Origin of the sequence: Streptomyces puniciscabiei, assembly GCF_006715785.1 — a bacterium.
Classification (GTDB): domain Bacteria; phylum Actinomycetota; class Actinomycetes; order Streptomycetales; family Streptomycetaceae; genus Streptomyces; species Streptomyces puniciscabiei.
This window is the reverse complement of sequence record NZ_VFNX01000003.1, coordinates 440,487-465,484: the sequence shown is the minus strand read 5'-3', so window position 1 is coordinate 465,484 and position 24,998 is coordinate 440,487. Positions and strand designations below refer to the sequence as shown.

Below are 24,998 nucleotides of genomic sequence, written 5' to 3'. Positions count from 1 at the left end.
TCCGCGCCACGTGCCCGCCGGGTCCGCGCCACGTGCCCGCCGGGTCCGTGGCGCGGGCCCGGCGGGATCCGGGAGCTCATCTTTCCCGGCCGTTCCGCCGTTCGGCGCTGTCGGATCTCTTGACGAGCGTTCCCCGGACGGTTTAACTCACGTCGTAAATTAAGCCATGAGGGGCTTTCGGAGCCGAACGGTTGGCAAGGGCGTCGGCTCCCGCGAGCAGCCTCGGGCTTCTCGACTCCCGGAAAGGGACACCAGGAGCCATGCGCAGCATCCGAGCCGCGGCCACAGGCGCCGTCACCCTGTCTCTCGTCCTCGCGGCCACGGCCTGCGGAGGCGGCTCGTCCAGCGGCGGCGGGTCCAACGACTCGCCGAAGACGCTGACGTACTGGGCCTCCAACCAGGGCGCGAGCATCGCCGTCGACAAGCAGGTCCTCCAGCCCGAACTCGACAAGTTCCAGAAGCAGACCGGGATCAAGGTGAAGCTGGAGGTCGTGCCCTGGTCCGACCTGCTCAACCGGATCCTCACCGCGACCACCTCGGGTCAGGGCCCGGACGTGCTGAACATCGGCAACACCTGGAGCGCCTCCCTGCAGGCGACCGGCGCCCTGCTGCCGTGGGACACGAAGAAGTTCGCCGAGATCGGCGGCAAGGACCGGTTCGTCGACTCCGCGCTCGGCTCGACCGGAGCGGCGGGCAAGGACCCGGCCGCGGTCCCGCTGTACTCCATGGCCTACGCCCTCTACTACAACAAGAAGATCTTCGCCGACGCCGGGATATCCAAGCCCCCGGCCACCTGGGACGAACTGGTGGCCGACGGCAAGAAGATCCAGGCCAAGGGCAAGTCCGCGCTCGGCGCCGAGGGCTCGAACCTGTCGGAGAACATCCACCACGTCTTCGTCTTCGCCAAGCAGCACGGCGCCGACTTCTTCACCGCCGACGGCAAGCCCGACTTCACCGACCCCAAGGTGGTCGACGCGGTGAAGAGCTACGTCGACCTGATGGCCAAGGACAAGGTCATCCCGACCGGCGACGCCGAGTACGCGCAGAACCAGTCCGTCAGCGACTTCGCCAAGGGCAGGCAGGCGATGCTGCTGTGGCAGTCCGCGGCCGCCAACCTCAAGTCCCAGGGCATGAGCGAGGACGCCTACGGCATCGCGCCCGTCCCCGTGATCTCCGGCACTCCCGGCACCGGCACCCAGGTCGACTCGATGGTCGCCGGCATCAACCTCGCGGTCTTCAAGAACACCCACAACCTCGACGGCGCCACGAAGTTCGTGAAGTTCATGACCTCCGACGAGGAGCAGAAGGTCCTCAACAAGGCCTACAGCTCCATCCCGCCGGTCAAGTCCGCGCAGGCGGACGCCGCCTTCAGCGCACCCGCCACCGCCGTACTGAAGAACACCCTCGCCACCAGCGCGGCCGCCCTGCCGCAGGTCCCGTCCGAGTCGCAGTTCGAGACGGCGGTCGGTACGGCCGTCAAGGACCTGTTCGCCGACGCCGCCGCCGGGCGCGCCGTGACCACCGACTCGGTCAGGGCCGCCCTGCAGAAGGCCCAGCAGCAGATGCCGGCGGCGTGAGCGCGAAGATGACGACCACCGCCTTCAAGGAGCCGGTGCGGCAGACACCGTCCAGTGCGGCCACGCGCGAGCCCCGCCGCCGCGCCGGGCGGCTGCGCCGCGTCTCCCTGCCGTACCTGCTGCTCCTGCCCGCCCTGCTGCTCGAACTCCTCGTCCACCTGGTGCCGATGGTCATCGGCATCGTGATGAGCTTCAAGGAACTCACCCAGTTCTACATCCGCGACTGGTCCAGCGCCCCCTGGTCCGGACTCGGCAACTACAAGGTGTCGGTGGACTTCGACGCGCCCGTCGGGGACGCGCTGCTGCACTCCTTCTTCGTCACCGTCGGCTTCACCCTGCTGTCGGTCGGCCTGTGCTGGCTGATCGGCACCGCCGCCGCGCTCTTCATGCAGGACACCTTCCGCGGCCGCGGCCTGCTCCGGGCCCTGTTCCTGGTGCCGTACGCACTGCCGGTCTACGCGGCCGTGATCACCTGGGTGTTCATGTTCCAGCACGACAACGGCCTGGTGAACCACGTCCTGCACGACCAGCTGCACCTCACCGGCAAGCCCTCCTTCTGGCTCATCGGCGACAACAGCTTCTACGCGCTGCTCACCGTGTCGGTGTGGAAGGGCTGGCCGTTCGCCTTCCTCATCGTGATGGCCGGCCTGCAGAACATCCCACGGGAACTGTACGAGGCCGCAGCGCTGGACGGCGCCGGGATGTGGCAGCAGATCCGCCGCATCACCCTGCCGTCCCTGCGCCCGGTCAACCAGGTCCTGGTCCTGGTCCTGTTCCTCTGGACGTTCAACGACTTCAACACGCCGTACGTGCTGTTCGGCAAGTCCGCTCCCGAGGCCGCCGACCTCATCTCCGTCCACATCTACCAGGCGTCCTTCGTCACCTGGAACTTCGGCACGGGCTCCGCCATGTCGGTCCTGCTGCTGCTCTTCCTGCTCGTCGTCACGGGCGGCTACCTGCTGTTCACCTCGCGCGGACGGAGGACTGCCGATGTCTAGCCCGCCCCTCGCCCGGCCCACGCGCAACTCCCCGATGGCGCCGCCGCGTTCCTTCCTGTGGTCCCGGCGGGTCTTCCTCACCCTGCTCACCGGTTTCGTGCTGGTCCCGGTGTACGTGATGGTCTCCAGCTCGCTGAAGCCGCTGGCGGACGTCACCGGCAAGTTCCGCTGGCTGCCGAGCGGGCTGACCATCCGCCCGTACATCGACATCTGGTCGACGGTCCCGCTCGCGAAGTACTTCGTGAACTCGTTGATCGTGGCGGGCGCGGCGACGGCCTGCTCGGTCGTGATCGCCGTGTTCGCGGCCTACGCCGTCAGCCGCTACGACTTCCGCGGCAAGCGCGTCTTCACGGTGACGGTCCTGTCGACGCAGATGTTCCCCGGCATCCTCTTCCTCCTCCCGCTCTTCCTCATCTACGTCAACATCGGCAACGCCACCGGCATCGCCCTGTTCGGCTCCCGAGGCGGCCTGATCCTGACGTATCTGACCTTCTCCCTCCCCTTCTCCATCTGGATGCTGATCGGGTACTTCGACTCGGTGCCGCGCGACCTGGACGAGGCGGCCCTGGTGGACGGCTGCGGACCGCTCGGCGCGCTGCTCAGGATCGTCGTACCGGCCGCGATCCCCGGCATCGTCGCGGTCGCCGTCTACGCCTTCATGACCGCCTGGGGCGAGGTGCTCTTCGCGTCCGTCATGACCGACGACACCACCCGCACCCTCGCCGTCGGCCTGCAGGGCTACTCCACCCTCAACGACGTCTACTGGAACCAGATCATGGCCGCCTCGCTGGTCGTCAGCGTGCCCGTGGTGGCCGGCTTCCTCCTCCTGCAGCGCTATCTCGTCGCGGGTCTGACGGCAGGTGCCGTCAAGTGACCCGAGTGACCAACGCCCCTGATCCCGAAGGGACTTCCGTGTCCGAACCCATCGACCTCGCCGCACTTCCGAACGACTTCCTGTGGGGCACGGCCACCGCGGCGTACCAGATCGAGGGAGCCGTCGCCGAGGACGGCCGTACCCCCTCGATCTGGGACACCTTCTCGCACACCCCGGGGAAGGTCGCGAACGGCGACACCGGCGATGTCGCGTGCGACCACTACCACCGCTGGCGCGAGGACATCGGCCTGATGCGGCAACTCGGCGTCAACGCCTACCGCTTGTCGGTGGCCTGGCCCCGCGTGCTCCCCGGTGGCACGGGCCCGGTGAACCCCAAGGGCCTCGCGTTCTACGACGCGTTGGTGGACGCCCTGCTGGAGGCCGGCATCACCCCGTCCGTCACGCTCTACCACTGGGACCTGCCGCAGGTGCTCCAGGACCGGGGCGGCTGGCCCGAACGCGACACCGCCTTCGCGCTCGCCGAGTACGCCTCGGCCGTCGCCGCCCGCCTCGGCGACCGCGTCAAGCTCTGGGCGACCCTCAACGAGCCGAGCTGCTCCGCCTGGATCGGCCACCTGGAGGGCAGGATGGCCCCCGGCTGGACGGACCTCACCGCGGCCGTGCGCGCCTCCTGCCACCTCCTGCTCGGCCACGGCCTGGCCACCCAGGCGATCCGCGCCGCCGCCCCCGACGCCCAGGTCGGCATCGTCAACAACCTCTCCACCGTGCACGCGGCCACCGACCGCCCCGAGGACATCGCGGCCGCCCGCCGCCACGACGGCCATGTCAACCGCTGGTGGCTGGACCCGGTCCACGGCCGCGGCTTCCCGGCCGACATGGTCGAGACGTACGGCGTCGAACTCCCGCTGCGAAGCGGCGACTTGGCGGCGATCGCCACCCCGCTGGACTGGCTGGGCCTGAACTACTACTTCCCGGCGTACGTCGCCGACGCCCCCGACGCCCCCGCACCGTACATCCACGCCGTGCGCCGCGAGGGCGTCCCGCGCACCGGCATGGACTGGGAGATCGACGCGAGCGGCATCGAGACGCTGCTGCTCCGCCTCACCGAGGACTACGGCGCCCGGAAGATCTACGTCACCGAGAACGGCTCGGCCTTCCCGGACGTGGTCCGCCCCGACGGCAGCGTGGACGACCCCGAACGCCAGGACTACCTGGAACGCCACCTGGCCGCCTGCGCCTCCGCCGCCCGCAAGGGCGCCCCGCTCGCCGGCTACTTCGCCTGGTCCCTGCTGGACAACTTCGAGTGGGCGTACGGCTACGACAAGCGCTTCGGCCTGGTCCACGTCGACTACCGCACCCAGGCGCGCACGATCAAGGGCAGCGGCCACCGGTACGCGGACATCGTCCGCGTCCACCGCGGCAGGACACGCCGGGCGGCGTGAGCGGGGGCCGGCGGGCTGGTGGGCACGGGAGGGAAGCCCGTGCCCACCGGCCGGCTACCCGGACTGGACCAGCACCCACCACACGGCCTTGGCTACCTGGCCGACGGCAACATCGGCGCCCGTCAGACCTAGCCGAACGGCGGCACAACCGACGAGTGGCACTCCTACGCCGTCGAATGGACCCCGACGGCGATGCACTTCTCCGTCGAAGACCACCTGGTCCAGGAGACGACCCGCAACGTACTGGAACCCTCCCGCAGCCAGTGGGTCTACGACCACAACCAGTACGTGATCCTCAACCTGGCCCTGGGCGGCGCCCACCCTGCGGGCTGGAGGAAGTGGACCGGCTCCCACGAGCGCCCGGTCCATCCGGCATCCTCTCTGTTTCCACAGACCAGGCGCCAGGTAGGCTTGATCGCGTCGTCACAGCGGCCCGACGGGCTTCCGCTCCGCCTCGGCGGGGTCTCGAAGGACATGCCCCCACCCGCACGAGTCAGTTCGTGCTGCCTGGGGGAAGTTCTTGCTGTTCCGTGAGTCCGCGCAATCGATCGCCGCGAGGGCGCTCGACAGTTCGCTGTACCTCCACCTCACCGAGCAGTTCGTCCACATGCACGGCCACCGACCCAGCGGCGCCGAGGTCCGCTCCTGGGAGCGGAGCATCCCTGCCCTGGCTGCCGCGCTCAACGACGCGGGCCTCGGTTCGGTCGAGGTGATGCTCGAGTACGCGCTACCACTGAACAGCAAGCGTGCCGACGCGGTCCTCGCGGGAGTACACCCGGACACGGGTGAGCCCTCGTACGTCGTCGTCGAGCTGAAACAGTGGAGCCAGGCCGAACCGGATGAGGAAGACCCGACGCTGTGCTGGATCGACACCCGTGCGCACCCGGTCCTCAACCCCATAGAGCAGGTACGCCGCTACTGCGAGTACTTGGTCAACTTCAACGGCGCGGTGGCCGAGCATCCGGACCGGGTCAGTGGCGTGGCCTATCTTCACAATGCCACGGAGTTCGGAGTGGGTGGGCTCCGGGCGATCGAACTCGACCAACGTGGCCAGATGTTCACAGGTGACCGGCGCGGCGACTTCATCGACTATCTCCGCGCCAAACTCAGCGCGAAGGCGGCTGGCGCCCGCGCGGCCGACGAACTGCAGGCGGGCAGGACGGTGCCGTCGAAGCAGTTGATGTCCGTCGCGGCTCAGGAGGTGCGCGACCGAGAGCAGTTTGTGCTGCTGGACGAGCAGCAGGTCGCATACCGCCTGGTGCTCAACGCGGTGCGCAAGGCCAAGCAGTCCAACCACAAGGAGGTCGTGGTCGTCACCGGCGGCCCCGGCACCGGCAAAAGCGTCATCGCTCTCTCCCTGCTCGGCGAGCTGTACCGGCAAGGGGTCACGGCCCTGCACGCCACAGGGTCCCAGTCATTCACCAAGACGATGCGCAAGGTGGCCGGCACTCGCAAGCGTGAGGTGCAGGACCTCTTCAAGTACTTCAACAGCTTCATGACCGCCGAACGGAACTCCCTCGACGTGCTGATCTGTGACGAGGCGCACCGCATTCGCGAGACATCCGCCAATCGCTACACACCCGCGGCTCAGAGAACCGGCAAGCGGCAGATCGACGAGCTCATCGACGTCGCCCGTGTCCCCGTCTTCCTCCTCGACGAACACCAGGTGGTGCGTCCCGGCGAGATGGGAACGGTGGAAGACATCAAGGCGGCCGCGGCGGCCCAGAACCTCACGTGCTGTGTCGTACCGTTGGAGAGTCAGTTCCGCTGCGGAGGCAGCGACGCGTATCTGCGGTGGGTGGTTCGCCTCCTCGGGCTTCAGCCCGGGGGGCCGGTGGTCTGGGAACCCGACGACCGCATGCAGCTGCTGGTTGCCGACAGTCCTCAGGAGATGGAGGCGTTCCTGGAGGCTCGCCGAGCCCAGGGGTACGGCGCCCGTATGTCGGCCGGCTATTGCTGGCCTTGGTCTCCGGAACCCAAGCCCGGGAATCCCCTTCCGGCCGACGTGGTGATCGGTGACTGGGCCCGCCCCTGGAACCTCCGCGGCGAGCGCGCGGTCTCCGGAGCTCCGCCGTCCGCCCTCTGGGCAACCGACCCGGCTGGCTTCGGTCAGGTCGGCTGCGTCTACACGGCCCAAGGCTTCGAGTACGACTGGTCCGGCGTGATCATCGGCCCCGACCTCGTCTGGCGCGGCGACCGTTGGATCACGGACCGTACGAAGTCCAAGGACCCGGTCTTCAAGAAGTCGACCTCCGACACGGATGTGGACCGTCTCATCCGCAATACCTACAAGGTGCTGCTCACTCGCGGGATGATCGGCACGATCGTGTACTCGACGGATCCGGAGACGCGGAGGAAGCTGCGGGAGCTGGCGGGAGGCCGGCCCGAGCGTCAGCCCGTCGTGGCGTGAGAGATCAAGCCACGGCACCGGCAGTTCACGCCGACATCCGGCCCGCTGTTTTTCAACCGGCAGTAGCACTTCCTAAGATCGTCCGTACCGGTTGCGGCCCGACGGGCTTCCTCGAGGACACGCCCCCACCCGCACGAGTCACTCGTGCTCTGGGGGAACCACTTCGTGTCCATGCTCCTGCTGAAGCTGGCGGCGCAGGATCTGCTCACTCTCAACGCAAGGCACCGCATGGTGCCCCATCTCGCCGCCAGATGGAAACACTTCCGCGGCACCGATGCCTCGGAGAGCGAGCGCTCCGCCTGGGCGCAGAGCTTGGTGAGCCTTGCCAACGATCTGGTGGCGGCAGGTCGTGGCAACGTGGAAATGATCGTCGAGTGCGCCGCCACGCTCGACGAGAGCGAGCGTCCAGGTGACCCACGGCTGATCGACGTCGTTCTCGTGGGCCGTCATCCAAGGGAACATCACCCGTCCGTGCAGCTCGTCGAATTGAAACGCTGGTCGACGGTGACGAGGGTGGAACAAGCGACTGCCGAACTGGTGCAAGTGCCGGGAATGGACAACAAGAAGCACCCTGCCCTCCAACTGCGTGATTACTATGAGGCATTCACGAGCGGTAGGGGCCCGCTGCATGGATATGAATTCGAGTGCGGTGGTTTCGCCTACCTGCACAACGCCACCGATGACTCGGTGCGGCCCCTGATCGACGTAGATGCGCCGACGGGGGCCTACGCCCGTGTCTACACGAACGACGGGCGGGACCGGCTGCTTGCCGACCTCCGGGAAAGCTTCGCGGAGGAAGGCAGCGCCTCGGCTGCCGAATCGCTTTTGCGTGGCATGGGTATACGCAACACACCTCTGCTCGACGCCATGATCTGGTCGCGCGGAGAGGACACGGTGTTCACGCTGCGCGGACGGCAGAAGGAAGTAGCCGACCAGATTCTGAAAACGGCCTCCAAGGTGCTCCCCGACCCCCGAAATCCAACCCTGGTTCCTGATGAGCGCCGCGTTGTCTTCCTGGTGACAGGTGGCGCCGGCACGGGCAAGAGCGCGATCGGTCTGCAGATCAAAACCGAGCTGGAAGCCCAGGGCAGGGCAGTCAAGTACGCCAGCGGCAGCCGGGCCTTCAACGGCGCGATCCAAGAACACGTGGGTTATGGAGATCGAGACTTCAGGGAAACTTTCACCTTCTTCAGTAACTTCGTCACCCCACCGGATCCGCCTCTGGACGTGCTGATCTGTGATGAGGCGCACCGTTTGCGGGACCGCTCGACCAGCCGCTTCTGGAAGCCCGAGCAGCAGGGCACACAGCCCCAGGTGGACGAGCTTCTCAACGCGTCTCGCTTGACCGTGTTCTTCCTCGACGAAGGGCAGTCCGTGCGGCCGAACGAAGTCGGTACCGTCGGCCTGATCAAGGATGCCGCGGCACGGCACAACGCTCACCTGGCATGCTACGGCCTGCGTGAACAGTTCCGGTGCGGCGGAAGCGATTCCTATGTCCGCTGGGTCCGCGACATGCTGGGTGTGTCCGAGGCGCGGCCGTGGCAGTGGCGTCCCGATGGTCTGATGCACATCGAGGTGGCAGACAGCCCGGGGGATCTCGAGCAGATCATCCGCACGGAAGCACTTGCGGGTGCCTCCGCGCGCATGGTCGCGGGCTATTGCTGGCCTTGGACGAAACCTCTGGGCGACGAGAAGCGCCTTGAGGCAGACGTGCGCATCGGCGACTGGCACCGTCCGTGGAACGCGGACAGCGACAGCTTCTGCGAGAACGACGCTCCACCGTCGAAGATCTGGTCCGTACACGAGAATGGGCTGGATCAGATCGGTTGTGTGTACACGGCGCAGGGCCTCGAATGGGACTGGTGCGGCGTGATCATGGGCGAGGACATGGTGCGGCGGGGCGACCGATGGGTGTTCCGCCGGGGCAAGGAGCGGGAGGACCCGGACACGGGCGTCAAGCGCGTCGCCGTACCCGGATCGTTCGACCCGAAGGTGAAGGCCGGGAGCGTCGACGACCAGGAGTTCGCTCGCCTCGTGCGCCACGCCTACCACGTACTGATGACCAGAGCGAGCCGTGCCACGGTGCTCTACTCGACGGATGAGGAGACTCGGGCCTATCTGAAGAAGGTCGTGGGCGAGGTCGAGATCCATGGGCTGCGCCCTACTTGGGAGAACCTCCCCCAGGAAGCACGCGTGCACCATTTGCCCAGACCCCGGCGAGGACGACGGCCCCGCAGAAGGGGCAGGGGCCCGGGCGGCCAGAATCCGCCTGAGCTACGGCTCTTCTGACACCCGTGGCAGAGAACGCGGAGTGGCGGGCTCTCCGGGCCCGCCACATGCCTGCGTCAGAAGAGCAGGCTCGCTGCCGCGGTCAGAGCCGTCACCACAAGATTGGTGACGACCCCAACGGCGACGTCGACCAGCAACTTGCGAAGCCAGATACGACGCGCAGGCTTGTACTCAACGGGGTTCATGCGTGACCACTCCTCGGCGTGAGCTGGGAATGGCAGGGACAGCCCTACCGGGCATCCGCACTCACACCGCGCTTCATACGCGATGGAAACCACTCGCCAGCCACGACAGAGGACCGGCACCGAACACCGCCGACGTACCCTCCGGGAAGGTGCGCAGCGAGCACCACACTAGTCCAGAACCAAGGCGCCACTGATCGTTTTCGGCCCTTCACCGAGCATGGTCTCGTTGCCCCGCCGAATTCCGTAGCGTGTCGGCACCAGGGCAGTTGGCGCGACAAGCAGAGACCCGCCGTGGAAAAGCAGCCGCGGGCGAAAGCGCCGCGTTCGTCGGGGTTGTGGTCGGGCCGCTGCACTATCCGTGTCTGGAGCGCAGTTCTCGCGGCTGGACCCAGCCAAGCGGCTCCGCCGCGGGGCGCCATCAGTGCCGTGCCCCGGCGGCTGAACAGCACATCCATGCCACACGTATCACCCAACCGTGGCAGGATCCCTCACCATGAGCCCGTCCCCGGCAGTGAGAGGCCTGCGTGCCGCGGTGTTCGCCGCGGTGTGTGTGCTGCTCGCCGCCGCCGGGCACGGGCTGGCCATGGGGGCCATGCCGCCGCTGTGGGCCGATGTGGCCGGTTTTCTGGCCGTGTTCGCGGTCGGCTGGCTCCTCGGGGGCGGGGAACGGTCGCTGGCCGGCATCGGCGCGGCCATGCTGCTGACCCAGGCCGGACTGCACCTCGGTTTCGACGCCGCCCGCGCCGGCGGGGGGCGCGTGGTCATGCCCGGTCACGCCATGGCCGGGATGCACGCGCACGCCACGGTCCACCCGCACCTCACCGGCCCCGCCACCGCCGCGCACCTCCTCGCCGCGCTGGCCGCCTCCTGGTGGCTGCGGCGGGGCGAGGCCGCGCTGTGGTCGTTGCTGCGGCGGGCCGCCGCGCTCGTTCCCGGCCTCGTCGCCTGGTGGCGCGACACGCCCTTGCCGGCCCCCGTCGATCGCGCCCCGCGCGTGCCGACGGCCGCCCAACCGCTGCGCCTGACCCTGCTGCGGCACGCCGTCAGCAGACGCGGACCCCCCGCACCGATCCCGTACTCGCCCTGACCCTGAACGACACGTCACCGTACGGAGATCGACACACCCATGCCCGCCACACGTATCGCCATGCGCCGCGCCGGAACCGTCACCGCTCTCACCGCCGCCACGGTCCTGATCGCCGCCGGTGCCGCCTCCGCGCACGTCACCGTCCATCCCGAGAGCTACGCCAAGGGAGCCACCGACGGCGTGCTCACCTTCCGCGTACCCAACGAGGAGGACAGCGCCTCCACCACCAAGGTGCAGGTCTTCCTGCCCACCGACCACCCCGTCCTCGGCGTGCTCGTCCACCCGCAGGACGGCTGGACCGCCAAGGTCACCACCACCAAGCTCAAGACGCCGGTCAAGACCGACGACGGCACCATCACCGAGGCCGCCTCCGAGATCACCTTCAGCGGCGGGAAGATCGGTGCCGGGCAGTACGAGGACTTCAACGTCGCCTTCGGTCAACTGCCGGACGACACCGGCCAGTTGGTGTTCAAGACCCTGCAGACCTACTCCCACGGCAAGGTCGTGCGCTGGATCGAGGAACCGGCCGGCGGCGACGAGCCGGAGAACCCGGCCCCGGTGCTGAAGCTGACCGCCGGTGACGCGAGCGGTGCGCCGGCGTCCGCCAAGACCGCCACCGCCTCCGCCAACACCGGCGCCAAGGCCGCCGACGCGAGCGACTCCACCGCCCGCGGGCTCGGCATCGCCGGGCTGGTCGTCGGTGTCCTCGGCCTCGCGGCCGCCGCGTTCGCCGTCGTACGGAGCCGGGGCGCGCGGTCGTAACCACCGAGTACATGAGGAAGGGCCCGGACCGGCATTCGGTCCGGGCCCTTCCTGATACCAGGGGGTCGTCGCTCAGTGCCCCACCAGCTCCAGCACCTTGCCCTCCTCGGCCACAGCCTCCACGCAGATGCGGGAGGTGCGCCACAACCACAGCACGTCCCGGCCGAAGGACCACAGCAGCGACCCCAGGGCGAGGAGCACGATCGCGAGGTTCACCGGATGGGGGAGGAGCTCGGCGCCGGCCAGGAGCAGGGCGATGCCCTGGACCGCGGCGACGGTCTTGCGGGCGAAGGACGGCGGCAGCGGAGCGTTCAGCCAGGGGGCCACGCGGGCCGCGGCGACGAAGGCGTAGCGCATGCCGCCGATCAGCAGCACCCACGGGCCCAGTTGCGTGGAGACGTACACGCTCAGGACCAGGATCAGGAACGCGTCGACCTCCATGTCGAAGCGTGCGCCGAGCGCCGTCGAGGTGCCGGTGCGGCGGGCCACCTTGCCGTCGACGCCGTCCAGGAGCAGGGCGACGGCGGTCAGGCCGACCAGCAGGGTCACCGGTGGCGCGCTCTCGAAGGAGTCCGCGACCAGGGCCGTCACCCCGCCCACCAGGGTCGCCCGGCCGAGCGTGACACGGTTCGCGGGGCCGAAGCTGCGCAGGCTGGCGCGGTGCAGGGCACGGGACAGGACCGCCCAGGTGGCGAACGCGAACGCCAGCCCCGTCAGCCAGCCGGCCGGCCCCATGCCTATCGCCGTTCCGAGCAGGGCCAGCAGCAGGAGCTGTATGCCCGCTCCCACCGCCGTTTCCTGCTGGGGCCTGGCGTCATACGTGTTGTTCAGGGCCACCGCACACCCTCCGGCCGAGTGACAGAGTCGATCAACGCCGCGTACTGTGCGCGGCCTGTGCACTTCTCGGTACGTGAACAACTTCCCTACTGTTCAGGAGGATGCCGATGAACCGCTCGGCCCGCGCGTTCTGGCTGCGCTCACCCGGCCACGGCGAGCTGCGCGACATCACCCTCGCGGAGCCCGCCGAGGACGAGGTCCTGGTGCGTGCCCTGTACTCCGGGGTGAGCCGCGGCACGGAGACGCTCGTGTTCCGCGGCGGGGTGCCGGAGAGCCAACACGCCGCGATGCGGGCGCCGTTCCAGGAGGGCGACTTCCCCGGCCCGGTGAAGTACGGCTACCTCAGCGTGGGCGAGGTGGAGGAGGGCCCGGCCGAGCTCGTCGGGCGTACGGTCTTCTGCCTGTATCCGCATCAGAGCCGTTACGCCGTTCCGGTGAACGCCGTGACCGTGGTGCCCGAGAACGTGCCGGCCGAGCGCGCCGTGCTCGCCGGGACCGTGGAGACCGCCGTGAACGCCCTGTGGGACGCGGCACCGCTGATCGGCGACCGGATCGCGGTGGTCGGCGGCGGCATGGTGGGCTGCTCGGTCGCCGCCCTGCTCGCCCGCTTCCCCGGAGTCCGGCTGCAGCTCGTCGACGCCGACCCGGCCCGCGCCAGGACCGCCGAGGCGCTCGGGGTGGACTTCGCCACGCCCGACGGGGCGCTCGGCGACTGCGACCTCGTCGTGCACGCCAGCGCCACGGAGGCCGGTCTGACCCGCGCCCTGCAACTCCTCGCCCCGGAGGGTACGGTGGTGGAACTGAGCTGGTACGGGGACCGGCGCGTCGCCCTGCCGCTCGGCGAGGCCTTCCACTCCCGCAGGCTCACCGTGCGCAGCAGTCAGGTCGGCACCGTCTCCCCGGCCGCCCGCGCCGGCCGGGACTACGCCGACCGGATGGCGCTCGCCCTCGACCTGCTCGCCGACCCGGCGCTGGACGCGCTCATCACCGGGGAGACCGCGTTCGAGCAACTCCCGGAGGTCATGCCGAAGCTCGCCTCGGGCGAGATCCCCGCCCTGTGCCACCGGATCCGGTACGCCGAGACGGGCCTGACCTGAGAAAAGAGTGAGATCGGGCTGAACGCGGGGAAGCGAAGAGCCGTACTACACGGCATCCCCCGACGGGTAAGGACAGGGGGGCCAGACGCGTCGTACCTGGAGGGCGTCCGTTGTTCAGCATCACCGTCCGCGATCACATCATGATCGCCCACAGCTTCCGCGGCGAGGTGTTCGGGCCCGCGCAGCGACTGCACGGCGCCACGTTCCTCGTGGACGCCACCTTCCGCCGCGAGCAGCTGGACGAGGACAACATCGTGGTCGACATCGGTCTGGCCACGCAGGAACTGCGCCTCATCACCGCCGAGCTGAACTACCGCAACCTGGACGACGAACCCGAGTTCGCGGGCGTCAACACGTCCACCGAGTTCCTCGCCAAGGTCATCGCCGACCGGCTCGCCGAACGCATCCACAAGGGCGCCCTCGGCGAGGGCGCCAAGGGCCTCGCCGGCCTCACCGTCACCCTCCACGAGTCGCACATCGCCTGGGCGAGTTACGAGCGTGGCCTGTGACCGGGGCGACCACGCGGACCCGGCTGTCGTACGTCCCGGCACAGCCCACCACCTCCGAGAAGCCCGGAATCATCCCCATGTCCCTTCGCACGGTGCACTTCGTCGTGCCGGGCGGCGTCGACGACCCGGCCGCGCCCAGCGGCGGCAACGCCTACGACCGCCGGGTCTGCCTGGACCTGCCCGGCTTCGGCTGGCAGGTGACCCGGCACGGCGCACCCGGCACCTGGCCCCGCCCCGACCGGGCCGCCCGCGACCACCTCGCCCGCACCCTGGGCGAGCTGCCGGACGACGCGGTGGTGCTGCTGGACGGGATCGTCGCCTGCGGCGTCCCGGACATCGTCACCCCGCACGCCGACCGCCTGCGCCTCGCCGTGCTCGTCCACCTGCCGCTCGGCGACGAGACGGGCCTGGACCCGGCCGTCGCCGCCGACCTCGACGCCCGCGAACGTGCCGTGCTGCGCGCCGCGCCCGCCGTCATCGCCACCAGCGACTGGGCCGTACGGCGGCTCGTCTCCCACCACGGGCTCGCCCCCGAACGGGTGCACGTGGCAGCCCCCGGCGCCGACATCGCGCCCCTCGCGCCCGGCACCGACGGCGTCTCCCGGCTGCTGTGCGTGGCCGCCGTCACCCCGCGCAAGGGCCAGCACCGGCTCGTGGAGGCGCTCGCGGCGGTACGGGACCTGCCGTGGACCTGCGAGCTGGTCGGCGGACTCGGCCACGACCCCGCGTACGTGGCCCACTTGCGGGAGCTGATCGCCCGGTACGGCCTCGGCGACCGGCTGCACCTGACCGGCCCGCGTTCCGGCGCCGACCTCGACGCCACGTACGCGGCCGCCGACCTGATGGTCCTCACCTCCTACGCCGAGACCTACGGCATGGCGGTCACCGAGGCCCTGGCCCGCGGCATCCCGGTCCTCGCCACCGACGTGGGCGGACTGCCGGAGGCGGTCGGCCGCGCCCCCGACGGCGGGGTGCCCGGCATCCTCGTCCCGCCGGAGGACCCCGCCGCTCTCGCTGCCGAACTGCGCGGCTGGTTCGGCGAGCCCGACGTACGCCGCCGCCTCAAGGCCGCCGCGCGCGGCCGCCGCGCCGCGCTCGACGGCTGGGCCACCACCGCCCGCAGCCTGGCCGGAGTCCTCGCACGACTCCCCGAAGCCCCGAGGAGGGCGGCATGACCACGCCGGAGACCACGACGAACGGCATGGCGTCGATCCCGGCCCAGACCGGACGGAGGGCGGTGGGTCCGCTGCGGCAGGCCGAGGACGAGAGGGAGCCGGCGCGCGAGGCCGGTGGCAAGAGGGCCGGTGTCCCGGACGACGGGGCGAGTTCGGAGGCGTCCGGTACGGGGCGCAACGGTGCCGTCGACGAGGGGCCGCGCGGCGTGGACGCCCCGGTCGTCGCCGGGGCCGGGCCCGTCGGCCGTCCCGGTGAGCGGGCCACCGTGCGGCTGCGGCACGACGAAGCCGAGGAGGCGCCCCGCTACGCGCCCGAATGGCTCAGGTTGCGGGAAGGGGCCGACGCCACCGCCCGCGCGCAGGACCTGCTGGACCCCCTGCGGATCCGGCTGGCGAACCTGCCGGGCCACACCGGCGCCCTCGCCGTGCACGACCTGGGCTGCGGCACCGGCTCCATGGGCCGCTGGCTCGCGCCCCGCCTGGACGGCCCCCAGCACTGGGTCCTGCACGACCGCGACCCCTATCTGCTGCACTTCGCCGCCGTGGGCTCCCCGCGCTCCGCCGCCGACGGCAGCAGCGTCACCGTGGAGACCCGGCGCGGCGACGTCGCCCGGCTGACGCCGGACGCGCTGGCCGGGGCCTCGCTGGTCACCGCCTCCGCGCTGCTCGACGTGCTCACCCGTGAGGAGGTCGTCACCCTCGTCGACGCCTGCGCCGGGGCCGGTTGCCCCGCGCTGCTCACCCTTTCGGTCGCCGGGCGCGTCGAACTCACCCCGGCCGACCCGCTGGACGCGGAGATCGCCGAGGCGTTCAACGCCCATCAGCGGCGCGCCGGGCTGCTCGGCCCGGACGCGGTCACCGTGGCCTGCGAGGCGTTCGCCGCGCGCGGAGCCTCCGTACGCGTGCACCCGAGCCCTTGGCGGCTCGGTCCCGGGGAGTCGGCGCTGATCGAGCAGTGGCTGCGCGGCTGGGTGGGCGCGGCCGTGGAACAGCGGCCCGCGCTGCGCGACCGCGCCGAGCGGTATCTGCGGGACCGGCTCGCCGCCTGCGCGGCCGGTGAGCTGCGGGCCGTCGTCCACCACAGCGACCTGCTGGCCCTGCCCCGGCCGACGGGCGGCGCGTCATGAGCTCGCGGCCGGCGACGCCCTCCGGCACGGCGCACGCACGCGTGCACGGCGGCGGGCCGGCCGATGTGTGCGTGTACGGCGTCGGCACGATGCACGCGCGCGTGGCCGCTGCGGGCACCGCGCGGACGGCTCGCAGGGCCGGGACCGGGGTTACGCAACCGCAGCCCTCGCTCCCGCAGCCGCCCCAGCCCTCCGCGCCCCGGCGCCCCCGCTTCCGCGCGCTGCGTACGCACTTCGGGACCGTCGCCGGTGCGGTCATCCTCGGGGCGCTGCTGTGGCGGCTGGGTACGGGCGTGCTCGTCGACGGGCTGCGGCGGATCGACACCGCGACGGTGCTGGTGGCGCTCGGCATCGGCGCGGTGACCACCGTACTCAGCGCCTGGCGCTGGCAGTTGGTGGCCCGGGGCCTGGGCATCCGGCTGCCGCTGGGCCCGGCCGTCGCCGACTACTACCGGGCGCTGTTCCTGAACGCGGCGCTGCCCGGCGGGATCCTGGGCGATGTGCACCGGGCGGTCCGGCACGGACAGAGCACCGGTGACCTGCGGCGGGGGGTGAAGGCCGTCGTACTGGAACGCGTCGCCGGGCAGCTCGCGCTGGCCGTGCTGGCCGTGGCGGCGCTGCCGACGCTGCCGTCCCCGGTCCGCGCCGAGGCCCGCGACTTCGCCCCGATGGTGGCCCTCGCGGTGGTCGGCGCGCTCGCCGTCGGCCTCGCCGTGCGCATGAACCGTACGTCCTCCCGCCGGGCCGGGGGTGTGCGCGCCGCCCTCGGCGAGGTGCGCCAGGGCCTGTTCTCCCGCCGGGGCGGTCCGGGCATCGCGCTGTCCTCCGCCGTCGTCCTGGCCGGGCACGTGGCGATGTTCGTCGTGGCGGCCCGGGTCGCCGGCTCCGCCGCCGCCGTCGTGGAGCTGGTCCCGCTCGCGGTCCTCGCCCTGGTCGCCATGGGGCTGCCGCTGAACGTCGGCGGCTTCGGGCCCCGCGAGGGCGTCACCGCCTGGGCGTTCGGCGCCGCGGGACTCGGCGCGAGCACCGGGGTCGCCGTCGCCGTCGTGTACGGCGTGCTGAGTTTCGTGGCGAGCCTGCCCGGCGCCATCGTCCTCACCGTCCGCTGGTACTCCGGCCTGCGCGCCACGGCGGCTCCCCAGGCCACCGGCCAGCCGGCCCCCGCCCCGACGGACCCGGCCCCGGCTTCCGTACCGCACGACCCACGGCCTCCACAGCACCCCGCGTCCGCGCACGGTCCCGGGCGCGCGCATGACCCTGCGCGCGGACAGGATGCGACGCCCGGACAGGACTGGGTGGCGCATGGCCCCACGCCCACGCATGACGCCGCGCGCGGACAAGCCACGGCGCCCGCGCCGGACTCCGTGCTCTCGCGTGGCGCCGCGCGCGAGCAAGCCACGGCGTCTGCGGCGGACTCCGTGCTCTCGCATGGCGTCAGGCGTGGAGAAGCCACGGAGTCTGCATCGGACTCCGCGCCCACGCATGGCGTCAGGCGTGGAGAAGCCACGGAGTCTGCATCGGACTCCGTGCTCTCGCATGACGCCGCGCGCGGACAAGCCACGGCGCCCGCGCCGGACTCCGTGCTCTCGCGTGGCGCCGCGCGCGGGCAAGCCACGGCGCCCGCGCCGGACACCGCGCCCTCGCGCGGCCCCGTGTCCGCGCACGACTCGGCGTCCGGACGGGACACTGCGGTCGGCGCGGGCCCGGCGCTCGCCCCCGGCTACCCGTGTTCCGTCGCCGACGTGAGCAGTGCGAAATACGGCTCGAAGGATTCCGCCAGGCTCGCCAGCAGTGCCTTCCCCTTTTCCGCCGATCCGAGGGAAGGACGGCCGATGACGCCCGATTCGGTATAGGCGGACATTCCCACGGTGAGCAGATGACGACGGTCGTCAGTGGTGAAATCAGCGGACTCGTAACCAGGGCGGACGAATTCGGGATGAGCGTGCAGCAGAATCGAGGTCTCGATTTCCCCGGCGTGCATGTCGGTGAGCAGCGAGGTACGCACCCCCGCCCGCTCCCGAGCCGCCTCCCAGTCCTCGGCGGCCGGGAACAGCGCCATCCGCTCACCGCGTGCGGAGGCCTCCTGGACGACGTTGCCCAGAACGTAGTTGCCGCCGTGCCCGTTGACGACGACGAGCGCGTCGACGCCGGAGCGGCGCAGCGACGCGGCGATGTCCGAGACCACCGCATGGAGGGTCACGGCGGAGATGCTGACGGTCCCCGGCCAGCCCGCGTGCTCGTGCGAGCAGGAGACCGTCACCGGAGGAAGGAGGTGCACCGGGTACGCGGCGGCGATCTCCCGCGCCACGGCACAGGCGACGAGCGTGTCGGTCGCCAGCGGAAGGAACGGACCGTGCTGTTCGAAACTGCCCACGGGAAGGACGGCCACCTGTGTTGAAACGCCCGCCCCCCGCGTCCGTACCTCTTCGGTGGTGTCCGCCGGCAGCACCCCGTGCGCCACGCCGTTTGTTCCCCCACCTGCCGCCGCACGCGCGCCCGAACCACTCATCTTTTCACGGCCTTTCGTCTCTGCTTAGGAATCAGATCATGACAGAAAACTCCGGCGTCAACATCGGCGTAGTCGGCAAGAAGTCCCCGCGGCGTTCGGGCGCGGAACGCGTCGTGAATGCCCCGCTGCCCACCGTGTACGGGAAATTCCAGGCGATCGGCTACCTGGACCACGACCGCGGTGACGAACAAGTGGCCCTGGTGTACGGCGAGATCGGCACCGAGAACGTGCTGACGCGGCTGCACTCCGAATGCCTGACCGGGGACGCGTTCGGCTCCCGGCACTGCGAGTGCGGCGACCAGCTGGCGTCCGCGCTGCGTGCCGTCGTCGCCGAAGGCAGCGGCATCGTCGTCTACTTGCGGGGCCACGAGGGCCGCGGCATCGGACTGCTCGCCAAGCTGCGCGCGATGGCGCTGCAGGCGGAGGGCCTGGACACGGTGGAGGCGAACCTCGCGCTCGGCCTGCCCGTCGACGCCCGTGACTACGGCGTCGCGGCTCAGATCCTGCACGACCTCGGGGTGCGCTCGGTGCGCCTGATGTCCAACAACCCGCGCAAGCGGGAGGCGCTGGTGCGGCACGGCATCCAGGTCGCCGAGCAGGTGCCGCTGCTGATCGAGCCGTGCGAGAGCAACATCACGTATCTGCGGACCAAGCGGGAGCGGATGGACCACATCCTGCCCCATCTGGACGCCGTCGCCCACGGCTCCTGAGGCCGGCCGTACCGGCGTCCGCCGCCTCCCCCATGGGCGGCGGGCGCCCCGGCGGTCGCGCTCAGTCCGTCAGCGCCTCGTGCACCAGCCGCCGCAGTTCCGGGAAGATCTTCAGCGTCTTCGGGCGAACCTGTGTCATGAACTGGACCGTCAGTTCATGGGCCGGGTCGACCCAGAAGGCGGTCGTGGCCGCGCCGGTCCAGCCGTAGGTGCCCAGGCTGGAGGGGGCCAGGGTGCGGGACGGGTCGGTCACCACCGACACGTTGAAGCCGAAGCCGAGCCCGTCGTTGCCGGGCTCCTGGTGGGCGGGGGCGCCGAAGGAGCGCAGCACCGCGTCGCCGGGCAGCTGGTTGCGGGTCATCATGCCGACGCCGTCCGCGGACAGCAGCCGTACGCCGTCCAGTTCGCCGCCCCGGCGCAGCATCTCCATGAACCGGTGGAAGTCGTACGCCGAGGAGACCAGGCCGCCGCTGCCGGACAGGAACCTCGGCCGGCCGCGCACCGGCAGCCCCGGCACCGGCTCGATCCCGCCCTCGTCCGTCTCCCCGTACAACTCCGCCAGTCTGTCCGCCTGTTCGGGCGCGATGTGGAAGCCGGTGTCGGTCATGCCGAGCGGACCCAGGATCCGCTCGGCGAAGAACGCGTCCAGTGGCTGCCCGGACACCACCTCGACGACCCGGCCCAGCACGTTCGATGCCACCGAGTAGTTCCACTGCGTGCCCGGGTCGAACTGCAGCGGCATCCGCGCGTACACCTCCACCGTCTCCGGCAGATCGGCGCCCGGCGGGACCGAGTACTCCAGGCCGGATGCGCGGTAGAGGGCGTCGACGGGGTGCTGGTGGTAGAAACCGAAGGTCAGGCCTGCGGTGTGGGTGAGCAGGTGCCGGATCAGGATCGGGCCGGCGGCCGGGCGCGTGCGCAGGTCCGCTCCCGAACCGCCGTCGTACACCCGGGGGTTGGCGAACGCCGGCAGATGACGTTCGAGCGGGTCGTCCAGGGACAGCCTGCCCTCCTCCACCAGCAGCAGTACCGCGACCGCGGTGACCGGCTTGGTCATGGAGTAGATCCGCCACAGCGTGTCCGCCTCGACCGGCAGCCTGGCCGCGACATCGCGCAGGCCGTACGTGGTGAGGTGGGCGACCCGGCCGCGGCGCGACACGGCCACCAGAAAGCCGGGCAGCCGCCCCTCGTCGACATGGTGCGCGATCTGCCGGTCCAGGCGGTCCAGCGCCTTGACGTCCAGCCCCGCCTCGTCCGGGTCGACTTCCTGCCGCAGCCCTGCCATCGCTCTCCTCCGGTCGGCTCGTACGCGATGCCCCCGGCTGCCCGCCGGACGCACCCGGCTCTCATCGTCGCCCAGGAACACCACCATGCACCCGTTCATCAGCGGTTTTTGTGAGCGACGCGACGCCGTCGGCCCCGGGCAGTGTGTCGTCGCCGTCGCCGCCGTCGGCGCCCGGCAGCGCGCGGGCCAGCGGCACGCCGAGTGCCGCGACGGCCGCCAGGCTGAGCAGGGCGGTCGCGGTCCCGGCGCCGATGAGCGCGGTCGCCGTGGCCACTCCCAGGGCCGGGCCGATGTTCAGCGCCGTCTGCTGCAGCCCGCCCGCCACGCCGGCCACCGCCACCTCGGCCTGTCGTACGACCACCTGGGTGGCCGCCACCATCACCGTCCCGAAACCCGCGCCCAGCAGGGCGAACGCGCAGCTCAGCGCGGGCGTGGAGCGGAGCCCGGACAGCACGAGGACACCGAGCGCCAGCAGCGCCGTCGCCCCCGTCGTCGTAGCACGGGTCCCGAAGCGGCGCAGCAGCAATGGGCACAGCGCGGCGGACGCCACCATCAGCACCGCGAGCGGCAGACTGCGCAGCGAGCTGTCCAAGGGGTCCAGGCCCAGGCGGCGTTGCAGCAGGTAGGTGGCCACGAAGAGGGTGCCGAACAACGCGGCGGACACGACCACCAGCACGCCGAGCGCCGCCCCGGCCGCGCGCGAGCCGATGACCGCGGGCGGCAGCAGCGGGCTCGCCGTACGCCGCTCGTGCCGCACGAGGACGGCGGCGGTGACCGCGGCGACGGCGAGTCCCGCCGCGGAGGCGGGCCGCGCGGTCAGCGAGTGCACCAGGCAGGCGAGGGTCACCGCGAGGAGTACGGCACCCGGCACGTCCAGCGGAGTCCGGGAGCCCGCGGCGGGCCGCTGCGGCCGCAGCAGCGGCGGCAGGCCGAAGACGAGCGCGGGCAGGACGTTCACGAAGAACACGGCCCGCCAGCCCAGGCCGGTCACCAGCGCCCCGCCCACCAGCGGCCCCGCTGCCGCGGCCAGCCCGATCGCGGCGGTCCGCAGGGCCAGGGGCCGCGCGAGCCGGTCCGGCGGGTACGCGGCCCGCAGCATGCCCAGCGTCGCCGGCTGCAGCAGCGCCCCGAACACCCCCTGCACGGCCCGCAGCCCGATCACCCAGCCGACACCGGGCGCGCCGCCGATCCCCGCCGACGCCGCCCCGAACCCCAGCATGCCGACCGCGAAGACCAGCTGCTGCCCGTACCGGTCACCGAGCCGCCCCGCGAACACCAGCAGACCGGCCACGGCGATGAGATACGCGGTGCTGGTCCACTGCACCTCGGCGAACGACGCCCCCAACTCCCCCTGCAGACGGGGCTGTGCCACCGTGAGGACCGTACCGTCCAGCGCGACGGCCACCGCGCCCGCGACACTGCTCGCCAGCGTCCACCGCCGGTTCACCGGCCACCCTCCGGGCCCAGGTGGGCCAGCAGCACGGCCTCGAGCAGGGGCCCGAAGTCCTCGTCGCCGACGGCGAGTTGCAGGCTGCGCCAGCGCCACATCTGGGCGATCCCGTGCAGATTGGCCCACAGGGCGCCCGTGACCCGCCGGGCGTCGGCCCCGGGCAGGGCCTCGCCGACGAGCCCGGCGAACACGCGGAACAGGGGAAGGCTCGTCTCCCGCAACCCCAGGTGTCCGCTCTCCAGCAGGTCGTGACGGAACATCAGCTCGTACATGCCGGGGTTGTCGAGCGCGAACTCCAGATACGTGCGCGCCAGCGCCGCCACCCGCGGGCGCGGACCGGCCGGGCCGCGTGCGAGTGTCGCCCTCACCCGCTCGGCCAGGTCGGCGAAGCCCCTGCGGGCGATGGCCGACAGCAGCTCCAGGTGGGTGGGGAAGTAGCGGCGCGGCGCCCCGTGCGAGACGCCGGCGCGCCGGGCGATCTCGCGCAGGGTCAGTGCCTGCAGCCCCTCGGCCTCCAGCAGCTCCACGCCGGTGTCGACCAGACGCTCCCGCAAGCCGATCTCGGACTCAGTCATGGACCGTGTCTATCAGGCAGACGTAGACACTGTCTACTAAGTACCGCGGGTGCGGGAATGCGGGGACGGTTCCGCCGAGTTGACGGTGTCATGAGTGAAGACTCCGCCCCCGCCCAGGACGCGCTGCTGGACCTGCTCTCCGAAGGCAACGCCGGCCTGCTGGTCACCCTCAAACGCGACGGCCGCCCCCAGCTGTCCAACGTCAACCACGCCTACTACCCCGACGAGCGCGTCATCCGCATCTCCGTCACCGATGACCGCGCCAAGACCCGCAACCTGCGCCGCGACCCCCGCGCCTCCTACCACGTCACCAGCGCCGACCGCTGGGCCTTCACCGTCGCCGAGGGCACGGCCGAACTCTCCCCGGTCGCCCGGGACCCGCACGACGCCACCGTCGAGGAACTGATCCGCCTGTACCGGGACGTCCAGGGCGAGCATCCGGACTGGGACGACTACCGGGCGGCGATGGTCCGCGACCGCCGCCTGGTGGTGCGGCTGCGCGTCGACCGGGTGTACGGCATCCCGAAGCGCTGACCGGTCCCCGGTCACGGCGCCCCGGCGGTCCGCGTCTCGATCGCCCGCAGTACGGCGACCATGTCCTCGCCGCCGTACCCCTGGGTCACCGTCTCCTCGAACAGGGCGTGGCACACGTCGAGGAGCGGTGAGGCCAGGTGTGCCTTGCGGGCCGCCTCGGCGATGAGCCGGTTGTTCTTCAGGACGTCCAGCGCGGCCGCCTGCACCGAGAAGTCCCGGTCGGACAGCTTCGGCGCCTTCATCCGGGAGACGCCGCTGGCCATCGGTCCCGCGTCGAGGACGTCCAGGAACAGCCGCCGGTCCAGGCCCTGGCGCTCGGCGAAGTGGAAGGCCTCCGTCAGTCCGGTCACCAGGGTGATCAGGAAGAGGTTCACGGACAGTTTCATCAGCAGCGCACCGGGCGCCGGGCCGCACACGAACGTCTCCCGGCACAACGGCGCGAGCAGCGGCCGCACGGTCTCCACGGCGTCCGCCTCCCCGGCGAGCATCGCCACCAGCCGGCCCTCCTCCGCCGGCACCCGTGACCCGGAGACGGGTGCCTCGACGTACCGGCCGCCGGCGGCGCGGACGTCGGACTCCAGGGCGTGGGAGTACTCGGGGGAGGTGGTGCCCATGTGGACGACGACGCGCCCGGCGACCCGTGCGGCCAGCGCGGGCGTGCCCCGGCCGAGGACGGCGTCCACGGCGGCCTCGTCGGCCAGCATCAGCAGCACCACGTCCGCCCGGGCGAACAGCTCGTCCGGGTCCCGGGCGACCGTGGCGCCGGCCGCGTGCAGGGGTGCGGCGCGTTCGGCGGTCCGGTTCCAGACCACGAGGGGAGTGCCGGCGGACACCAGGCGCTGTGCCATGGGGCGGCCCATCACTCCGAGACCGATGAAACCGACGTTCACGGGGACCGCCCCTCGCTCAGGTTGCCGACTATGACCGCTGTCATAGTAGCGGCGGTTATGACGCCGGTCATAGGGTGGGTGCGACGAGGACCGGGAGGGCGGCGATGAGCGAGACGAGGCACGGACCGCGGGAGCGGATGGTCTTCAGCGCGGCCCAGCTCATCCGGCGCGACGGCGTCGCCGCGACCGGCATGCGGGAGGTCGCCGCGCACGCCGGGGCGCCGCGCGGCTCGCTTCAGCACTACTTCCCGGGCGGGAAGGAACAGCTGGTCAACGAGGCGGTCGGCTGGGCCGGACGGTATGCGGGCAAGCGGATCGCCCGCTTTCTCGCGGGACTCGCGGAGCCGACGCCGAGCGGTCTGTTCGCGGCGATGGTCGCCCAGTGGACCGACGAGTACGCGGCGCGCGGCTTCGTCGGGGGCTGTCCGGTCGCCGCCGCCACCATCGACTGCGCCTCGGCCGACGGCTCGACCCGCGAGGCCGTGGCCGCCGCGTTCACCACCTGGCGGACGCCGCTCGCCGAGGCCCTGACCGGCATGGGTGTGCCCGCGGCCCGTGCCGAATCCCTGGCCACCCTCATGATCAGCACCCTGGAGGGCGCGATCCTGATGGCCCGTGCCGAACAGGACGCCCGCCCCCTGACCACGGCGGTACGGGAACTCGGGCCCCTGCTCGACGCGGCGGTCCGGCCGGGCGGGTGAGCGGAGGGGCGGCC

The 24,998-nt window shown here is 71.3% G+C and carries 22 protein-coding genes and 2 pseudogenes; 17 read left to right on the top strand and 7 right to left on the bottom strand.

Features of this window, described 5'->3' with window-relative positions; genetic code table 11:
• Nucleotides 1-260: 260 nt before the first annotated feature.
• The 7 genes and pseudogenes from FB563_RS37940 (at nucleotide 261) to FB563_RS37910 (ending at nucleotide 9,551) form a co-directional block, all read left to right on the top strand.
• The gene (locus tag FB563_RS37940) at nucleotides 261-1,577 is read left to right on the top strand and encodes an ABC transporter substrate-binding protein (protein ID WP_055705897.1); all 1,317 of its coding nucleotides are present in this window, start codon (nucleotides 261-263) and stop codon (nucleotides 1,575-1,577) included.
• Between the two features lie 8 nt (nucleotides 1,578-1,585).
• Nucleotides 1,586-2,575, top strand: a complete 990-nt coding sequence (locus tag FB563_RS37935; protein WP_055705898.1) for a carbohydrate ABC transporter permease — start codon at nucleotides 1,586-1,588, stop codon at nucleotides 2,573-2,575.
• A 34-nt stretch (nucleotides 2,576-2,609) separates the two neighbouring features.
• A complete protein-coding gene (locus tag FB563_RS37930; RefSeq protein ID WP_055705899.1) occupies nucleotides 2,610-3,449 on the top strand; it encodes a carbohydrate ABC transporter permease in 840 nt (279 codons plus the stop codon).
• Nucleotides 3,450-3,487: 38 nt separating this feature from the next.
• Complete coding sequence (locus FB563_RS37925; RefSeq protein WP_079048735.1) at nucleotides 3,488-4,852, top strand: GH1 family beta-glucosidase; 1,365 nt, start codon at nucleotides 3,488-3,490, stop codon at nucleotides 4,850-4,852.
• Between the two features lie 52 nt (nucleotides 4,853-4,904).
• Nucleotides 4,905-5,197: pseudogene (locus FB563_RS44640) on the top strand (family 16 glycosylhydrolase); the annotation flags it as partial.
• Nucleotides 5,198-5,372: 175 nt separating this feature from the next.
• Nucleotides 5,373-7,262, top strand: a complete 1,890-nt coding sequence (locus FB563_RS37915) for a DUF2075 domain-containing protein (protein ID WP_055705901.1) — start codon at nucleotides 5,373-5,375, stop codon at nucleotides 7,260-7,262.
• Between the two features lie 171 nt (nucleotides 7,263-7,433).
• On the top strand, nucleotides 7,434-9,551 hold the full coding sequence (locus tag FB563_RS37910) for a DUF2075 domain-containing protein (protein ID WP_079048738.1): 2,118 nt from the start codon (nucleotides 7,434-7,436) through the stop codon (nucleotides 9,549-9,551).
• A 56-nt stretch (nucleotides 9,552-9,607) separates the two neighbouring features.
• Here FB563_RS37910 and FB563_RS44635 read toward each other — a convergent pair whose 3' ends face one another.
• Nucleotides 9,608-9,736, bottom strand: a complete 129-nt coding sequence (locus FB563_RS44635) for a DUF6408 family protein (protein WP_234357718.1) — start codon at nucleotides 9,734-9,736, stop codon at nucleotides 9,608-9,610.
• Between the two features lie 493 nt (nucleotides 9,737-10,229).
• Here FB563_RS44635 and FB563_RS37905 point away from each other — a divergent pair, with 493 nt between their 5' ends.
• Together FB563_RS37905 and FB563_RS37900 are read left to right on the top strand one after the other, a co-directional pair.
• The gene (locus tag FB563_RS37905; protein WP_055705902.1) at nucleotides 10,230-10,823 is read left to right on the top strand and encodes a hypothetical protein; all 594 of its coding nucleotides are present in this window, start codon (nucleotides 10,230-10,232) and stop codon (nucleotides 10,821-10,823) included.
• A 39-nt stretch (nucleotides 10,824-10,862) separates the two neighbouring features.
• A complete protein-coding gene (locus FB563_RS37900) occupies nucleotides 10,863-11,585 on the top strand; it encodes a YcnI family copper-binding membrane protein (RefSeq protein WP_055705903.1) in 723 nt (240 codons plus the stop codon).
• A 72-nt stretch (nucleotides 11,586-11,657) separates the two neighbouring features.
• Here the strand turns inward: FB563_RS37900 and FB563_RS37895 are convergent, their stop codons facing one another.
• Nucleotides 11,658-12,422, bottom strand: a complete 765-nt coding sequence (locus FB563_RS37895) for a CDP-alcohol phosphatidyltransferase family protein (RefSeq protein ID WP_055705904.1) — start codon at nucleotides 12,420-12,422, stop codon at nucleotides 11,658-11,660.
• A gap of 107 nt (nucleotides 12,423-12,529) precedes the next feature.
• Between FB563_RS37895 and FB563_RS37890 the strand changes: the two genes are divergently transcribed.
• The 5 genes and pseudogenes from FB563_RS37890 to FB563_RS37870 form a co-directional block, all read left to right on the top strand.
• Nucleotides 12,530-13,519: a zinc-dependent alcohol dehydrogenase gene (locus tag FB563_RS37890; protein WP_055705905.1), complete on the top strand. Its 990-nt coding sequence runs from the start codon at nucleotides 12,530-12,532 to the stop codon at nucleotides 13,517-13,519.
• Between the two features lie 110 nt (nucleotides 13,520-13,629).
• Nucleotides 13,630-14,028 carry a 6-pyruvoyl trahydropterin synthase family protein gene (locus tag FB563_RS37885; RefSeq protein ID WP_023545418.1) on the top strand — a complete coding sequence of 133 codons (399 nt, stop codon included), beginning with the start codon at nucleotides 13,630-13,632 and terminating at the stop codon, nucleotides 14,026-14,028.
• Complete coding sequence (locus tag FB563_RS37880; RefSeq protein ID WP_199832796.1) at nucleotides 14,001-15,203, top strand: glycosyltransferase family 4 protein; 1,203 nt, start codon at nucleotides 14,001-14,003, stop codon at nucleotides 15,201-15,203. Before FB563_RS37885 ends, FB563_RS37880 begins: the two co-directional genes overlap by 28 nt.
• A complete protein-coding gene (locus FB563_RS37875; RefSeq protein ID WP_055705907.1) occupies nucleotides 15,200-16,330 on the top strand; it encodes a class I SAM-dependent methyltransferase in 1,131 nt (376 codons plus the stop codon). Before FB563_RS37880 ends, FB563_RS37875 begins: the two co-directional genes overlap by 4 nt.
• An 89-nt stretch (nucleotides 16,331-16,419) precedes the next feature.
• Nucleotides 16,420-17,613: pseudogene (locus FB563_RS37870) on the top strand (lysylphosphatidylglycerol synthase transmembrane domain-containing protein); the annotation flags it as partial.
• A 437-nt stretch (nucleotides 17,614-18,050) separates the two neighbouring features.
• Here FB563_RS37870 and FB563_RS37865 read toward each other — a convergent pair.
• Complete coding sequence (locus tag FB563_RS37865) at nucleotides 18,051-18,839, bottom strand: creatininase family protein (RefSeq protein WP_079048736.1); 789 nt, start codon at nucleotides 18,837-18,839, stop codon at nucleotides 18,051-18,053.
• A 38-nt stretch (nucleotides 18,840-18,877) separates the two neighbouring features.
• Between FB563_RS37865 and ribA the strand changes: the two genes are divergently transcribed.
• Nucleotides 18,878-19,549 carry a GTP cyclohydrolase II gene (gene ribA / locus FB563_RS37860; protein WP_055705908.1) on the top strand — a complete coding sequence of 224 codons (672 nt, stop codon included), beginning with the start codon at nucleotides 18,878-18,880 and terminating at the stop codon, nucleotides 19,547-19,549.
• A 61-nt stretch (nucleotides 19,550-19,610) separates the two neighbouring features.
• Here ribA and FB563_RS37855 read toward each other — a convergent pair whose 3' ends face one another.
• The 3 genes from FB563_RS37855 to FB563_RS37845 all read right to left on the bottom strand — a co-directional run bounded on the left by FB563_RS37855 (nucleotide 19,611) and on the right by FB563_RS37845 (nucleotide 22,859).
• Complete coding sequence (locus FB563_RS37855) at nucleotides 19,611-20,834, bottom strand: serine hydrolase domain-containing protein (RefSeq protein ID WP_055705915.1); 1,224 nt, start codon at nucleotides 20,832-20,834, stop codon at nucleotides 19,611-19,613.
• A gap of 61 nt (nucleotides 20,835-20,895) precedes the next feature.
• Nucleotides 20,896-22,281, bottom strand: coding sequence for an MFS transporter (locus FB563_RS37850; protein WP_079048737.1), 1,386 nt, complete (start codon nucleotides 22,279-22,281; stop codon nucleotides 20,896-20,898).
• Nucleotides 22,278-22,859, bottom strand: coding sequence for a TetR/AcrR family transcriptional regulator (locus FB563_RS37845; protein ID WP_055705909.1), 582 nt, complete (start codon nucleotides 22,857-22,859; stop codon nucleotides 22,278-22,280). Before FB563_RS37845 ends, FB563_RS37850 begins: the two co-directional genes overlap by 4 nt.
• 90 nt (nucleotides 22,860-22,949) lie before the next feature.
• Between FB563_RS37845 and FB563_RS37840 the strand changes: the two genes are divergently transcribed.
• Nucleotides 22,950-23,393, top strand: a complete 444-nt coding sequence (locus FB563_RS37840) for a PPOX class F420-dependent oxidoreductase (RefSeq protein WP_055705910.1) — start codon at nucleotides 22,950-22,952, stop codon at nucleotides 23,391-23,393.
• A gap of 11 nt (nucleotides 23,394-23,404) precedes the next feature.
• On the opposite strand, the gene FB563_RS37835 is transcribed toward FB563_RS37840, so the two are convergent.
• Complete coding sequence (locus FB563_RS37835) at nucleotides 23,405-24,283, bottom strand: NAD(P)-dependent oxidoreductase (protein ID WP_055705911.1); 879 nt, start codon at nucleotides 24,281-24,283, stop codon at nucleotides 23,405-23,407.
• A 104-nt stretch (nucleotides 24,284-24,387) separates the two neighbouring features.
• On the opposite strand from FB563_RS37835, the gene FB563_RS37830 reads away from it, so the two are divergent.
• On the top strand, nucleotides 24,388-24,984 hold the full coding sequence (locus FB563_RS37830; RefSeq protein WP_055705912.1) for a TetR/AcrR family transcriptional regulator: 597 nt from the start codon (nucleotides 24,388-24,390) through the stop codon (nucleotides 24,982-24,984).
• Nucleotides 24,985-24,998 lie beyond the last annotated feature (14 nt).

Coding starts and splice junctions, on each gene's coding strand:
- FB563_RS37855 (WP_055705915.1), bottom strand. CDS start 20,834: ATGGCAGGGCTGCGGCAGGAAGTCGACCCGGACGAGGCGGGGCTGGAC.
- FB563_RS37890 (WP_055705905.1), top strand. CDS start 12,530: ATGAACCGCTCGGCCCGCGCGTTCTGGCTGCGCTCACCCGGCCACGGC.
- FB563_RS37910 (WP_079048738.1), top strand. CDS start 7,434: ATGCTCCTGCTGAAGCTGGCGGCGCAGGATCTGCTCACTCTCAACGCA.
- FB563_RS37830 (WP_055705912.1), top strand. CDS start 24,388: ATGAGCGAGACGAGGCACGGACCGCGGGAGCGGATGGTCTTCAGCGCG.
- FB563_RS44635 (WP_234357718.1), bottom strand. CDS start 9,736: ATGAACCCCGTTGAGTACAAGCCTGCGCGTCGTATCTGGCTTCGCAAG.
- FB563_RS37935 (WP_055705898.1), top strand. CDS start 1,586: ATGACGACCACCGCCTTCAAGGAGCCGGTGCGGCAGACACCGTCCAGT.
- FB563_RS37940 (WP_055705897.1), top strand. CDS start 261: ATGCGCAGCATCCGAGCCGCGGCCACAGGCGCCGTCACCCTGTCTCTC.
- FB563_RS37905 (WP_055705902.1), top strand. CDS start 10,230: ATGAGCCCGTCCCCGGCAGTGAGAGGCCTGCGTGCCGCGGTGTTCGCC.
- FB563_RS37900 (WP_055705903.1), top strand. CDS start 10,863: ATGCCCGCCACACGTATCGCCATGCGCCGCGCCGGAACCGTCACCGCT.
- FB563_RS37865 (WP_079048736.1), bottom strand. CDS start 18,839: ATGAGTGGTTCGGGCGCGCGTGCGGCGGCAGGTGGGGGAACAAACGGC.
- ribA (WP_055705908.1), top strand. CDS start 18,878: ATGACAGAAAACTCCGGCGTCAACATCGGCGTAGTCGGCAAGAAGTCC.
- FB563_RS37875 (WP_055705907.1), top strand. CDS start 15,200: ATGACCACGCCGGAGACCACGACGAACGGCATGGCGTCGATCCCGGCC.
- FB563_RS37840 (WP_055705910.1), top strand. CDS start 22,950: ATGAGTGAAGACTCCGCCCCCGCCCAGGACGCGCTGCTGGACCTGCTC.
- FB563_RS37930 (WP_055705899.1), top strand. CDS start 2,610: ATGGCGCCGCCGCGTTCCTTCCTGTGGTCCCGGCGGGTCTTCCTCACC.
- FB563_RS37845 (WP_055705909.1), bottom strand. CDS start 22,859: ATGACTGAGTCCGAGATCGGCTTGCGGGAGCGTCTGGTCGACACCGGC.